At 38.4% G+C, this 3,903-nt stretch carries 3 protein-coding genes; all 3 read right to left on the bottom strand.

Translation table 11 applies throughout. The features are described from left to right. Positions 1-463: 463 nt before the first annotated feature. Positions 464-1,204: a hypothetical protein gene (locus LPTSP_RS18980; protein WP_108930325.1), complete on the bottom strand. Its 741-nt coding sequence runs from the start codon at positions 1,202-1,204 to the stop codon at positions 464-466. Between the two features lie 1,036 nt (positions 1,205-2,240). Further along, on the bottom strand, positions 2,241-2,927 hold the full coding sequence (locus LPTSP_RS18975; RefSeq protein WP_108930324.1) for a hypothetical protein: 687 nt from the start codon (positions 2,925-2,927) through the stop codon (positions 2,241-2,243). A 198-nt stretch (positions 2,928-3,125) separates the two neighbouring features. Then, positions 3,126-3,857 carry a hypothetical protein gene (locus LPTSP_RS18970; RefSeq protein ID WP_108930323.1) on the bottom strand — a complete coding sequence of 244 codons (732 nt, stop codon included), beginning with the start codon at positions 3,855-3,857 and terminating at the stop codon, positions 3,126-3,128. Between the last annotated feature and the right edge of the window lie 46 nt (positions 3,858-3,903).

The following is a 3,903-nucleotide window of genomic DNA, read 5'->3' as shown; positions in this document are numbered from 1 at the left end:
CGATGACCAGCCCAACAACTTTACATTTTTAATACATTCTAATCTAAAGACAGATCCAAATCAATAAAATTAACGAGCTAATTAATAACCGCTCCCCATTTGCGAGATTGGTTAGCCTATAACCATGAGCTACATTACCTACTCTGGATTTCGAGATGCAAAAACCTGCGATGGCACCAGTTTAAATGGGGAGCGTAGTCAGAATAAAGTCTGCGATGGCTTATAAAATAAAATTATATTATTTCCGAGCTTCAAAACAAAAAACCAAATCGTTGCGGGATTTCGCTTAACGAACTAGTCGCTCCGAAGTCGCCGTGCTGAGCGTTAGCGAAGACGGGAACGAGAATTGCTCTGCAATTCGAGTTACCGAGGCGATTTGGTGAAACCCGAGCGAGGGTTGCGAAGCATACCCGATGCGAAGCGGAGCGACGCAGTTAAGCGCCGTTAAGTAAAAATAAAAGACCTATCTAATCCGGACAATAGCTTCGTTCATTTGAAGAAAAATATTATCCAATTCTTTAGCGGGCGACAAGTTATATGCAATTTCGATGGCTTTCACCGTAAAAGAAAGATTTTCCGTATGAGTAAAGAAATGATCAAAAACAAGAATCTTTTTATATTCCTGCAATTTATAAATTTCCTGATACCTATTCAATTGAATTCCTGCTTTAGCAATTACACTTTTTATGTGTTCAGCAAGTTTTTCTGGAGTTGGATATTCAAATCCAGAGTATATTACCATCAGCTGAGGAGTGCTTTCTGAATTACGATCAATGCGATAACCGTATTCCCCCGAAAACCCATAATCATTTTTCTCACGAATATCTTTAGAGATGTCTCGAATTAATGACTTATAATCCTCTCCTCTGGATTTAAGGGGCCTCGAATTATTTATCGAGACCAAAGTATTATCTGTTAAATTTCCCAATATTTCTTCGATATCCTTAGTAATCTTAGATAGTACATCGTGCCGAAGAGATCCGATTTTTTGCATATACGATGGATCTTCAGTTACTTTCTTAATTTCAACGATGCTCTTTAATTCTCTAACTAAAAAATCAGGGGTTTGAAAATCTTCCTCAGGAATTCTTTCAATATTGATTGTATCAAATTCATCAGAATCCTCAGCGACGAATTTAACAAATTCAGAGATTACGTGGTTTTCACGATCATCGTCTGATTGAGAGGCAAAATTTATTTTCATACAATATTTGTTACTTAATGGCGCTTAACGAAAGAGCCTTGCCGACGTTGGCGAGCTGAGCGGAGCGAAGACAGGCACGAGAATTGCTCTGCAAGTCGAGTGACTGAGCCAATGTGCCGAAGGCCAAGCGAGAGTCGCGAAGCGAGCTCGAAGCGCAGCGGCAGAGGCGAAAGTTAAGCGATGTCCCGCCCAAACACGTTGCACTTTTAATATATTCGAATCTAAAGAAAGATCCAAAACAATAAAATTAACGAGCTAAATAATACCCGCTCCCCATTTGCGAGATTGGTTAGCCTATAACCATGAGCTACATTTCCTACTCTGGATTTCGAGATGCAAAAACCTGCGATGGCACCAGCTTAAATGGGGAGCGTAGTCAGAATAAAGTCTGCGATGGCTTATAAAATAAAATCTTATTATTTCCGAGCTACAAAACAAATAAACAAATCTTTGCGGGATTTCGCTTAACGAACTAGTCGCTCCGAAGTCGCCGTGCTGAGCCATAGCGAAGACGGGAACGAGAATTGCTCTGCAATTCGAGTTACCGAGGCGATTTGGTGAAACCCGAGCGAGGGTTGCGAAGCATACCCGATGCGAAGTGGAGCGACGCAGTTAAGCGAAGTCCCGCCCAAACTCGTTGCACTTTTAATATATTCGAAACTAAAGAAAGATCCGAAACAATAAAATTAACGGGCTAAATAATACCCGCTCCCCATTTGCGAGATTGGTTAAGCGTATAACCATGAGCTACATTACCTACTCTGGATTTCGAGATGCAAAAACCTGCGATGGCACCAGCTTAAATGGGGAGCGTAGTCAGAATAAAGTCTGCGATGGCTTATAAAATAAAATTTTATTATTTCCGAGCTTCAAAACAAAAAACCAAATCTTTGCGGGATTTCGCTTAACGACCAAGGTGTTCCGACGTTTGCGACGGCGCGAGTTTGCTCTGCAAACGAAGTGACGGAAGCAAATGTGGCGTAGCCCGAGCGAGAGTTGCGTAAGCAATCTCGAAGCGCAGCGGAAGCACCGATAGTTAGGCGTCGTTTGATTTCTTTTTCCGAGGCTTTTTCGGTTTAAGAATATAATCGAATGTTCTCCTCTTAAGAAAGGAAATGTGGAATTCATCGATAAATTCTTTAACAAATTGAATACTAAGCAGAATTTGCTCATTATCAGATATCCTAATTAAATCAACATTATAGAATTTTTCTATTTTTTTGCTTAAATCCTTTTCAGCAAAAGATCCGGCATGTACTATCTTATTTCTTAAAGTGGTTAAAAGTGTTAGTTTTTCCCATTCCGAATTTGATATAAAATTTGGAAGCTTAATTACCTTTTCCAAATATATCTTCGCTCTTGTAATTCCTTTACCATTAATATCATTCAATGAAATTACCAAGGAAGGGTCGTCTTCTTTATAAATTGCGCATAAACTATTGAAATAGTCCTCTATATAGGAAAAGACTAGTATAAATAATGACTTTGCGATTGTATTTTGATTTTCTTCCTCTCTTATTATTTTACTAAAATTCTTTTTTATAAACCCGTCAAAATCTTGTCCCGCAGACTTGCTGTTTCTGAAAAGTCTTCGTAAATTTGAATCAGAGGAATTCGAAAATTTTGACGCAAGTTTGTGAATGGTTTGAAGATGGGACTGAAAAACCACATCGGTAAACAACTTCATTTGAGCTGAGTTATATTCTATCTGCTTTTTAGACATATTATATCAAATGACGCCTAACGAACTAGTCGCTCCGAAGTCGCCGTGCTGAGCGTCAGCGAAGACGGGAATGAGAATTGCTTTGCAATTCGAGTTACCGAGGCGATTTGGTGAAACCCGAGCGAGGGTTGCGAAGCATACCCGATGCGAAGCGGAGCGGCGCAGTTAGACGCAGTAGCTTGTTAACAAATGTATCTACTAAAAATCGTCTGTTATTCGACTCTTTTCTCCGCCTAACTCATCAAGAAAGCTAAACACTTTGTATAGACCGCAAAAAGGTAGCGCCGCAAAAAAAGCAAAACCGTTCTTACTATTTCCAATTCCATATATACAAACCATACCGAATGGTGCACCAATCGAATGAATACTACCCGATATCAAATCGTATGAAAGAGCAATAGGATACCAAACATTATTCACACTCTTACGATTGCTATTATATACAATCTGAACATTAATATGGGAACTTATGTCTTTTATTTCAACATCCTGCATCTCATAATATTTATATTCAATCTTCTTATTCACAAACATTGGTATCTCTATGTTAATATGCAGTGGAGAATATATATTTTTTTCCCAAACATCCCTGCCTATTTCTTTCAATACGATTTCCTTACCTCTACTAAAGAAAGAGCAGTCCGAAAAGATTATATTAGTTGACCACGGATAATTCGTAGAATTAATTCTTTTTGGAACTTTAATTCTTCCGCAAACATTCTTAAATAATTTTGAATTCTTTTCGATATCTGCTTCAATTATTAGCACCCCGTTTACATCTTGCTTCAAAGAAATCAATCTACTAATTCTATAATCAACTTCAGGATTAATGACAGCTTGTTTAACCGCACGGGTCATGCTAAAATTATAACAAGAGGGTAATGAAGTAATTACAAAGAAAGCGATTGCTATTTTGGTTAAAAATCTCATATTTACATTAATTCAGCTATTGCGTCTAACGACCGAGCCTTGCCGA

This window comes from Leptospira johnsonii (assembly GCF_003112675.1).
Classification (GTDB): Bacteria; Spirochaetota; Leptospiria; order Leptospirales; family Leptospiraceae; genus Leptospira_B; species Leptospira_B johnsonii.
This window is presented reverse-complemented; position numbering and strand designations above follow the sequence as displayed.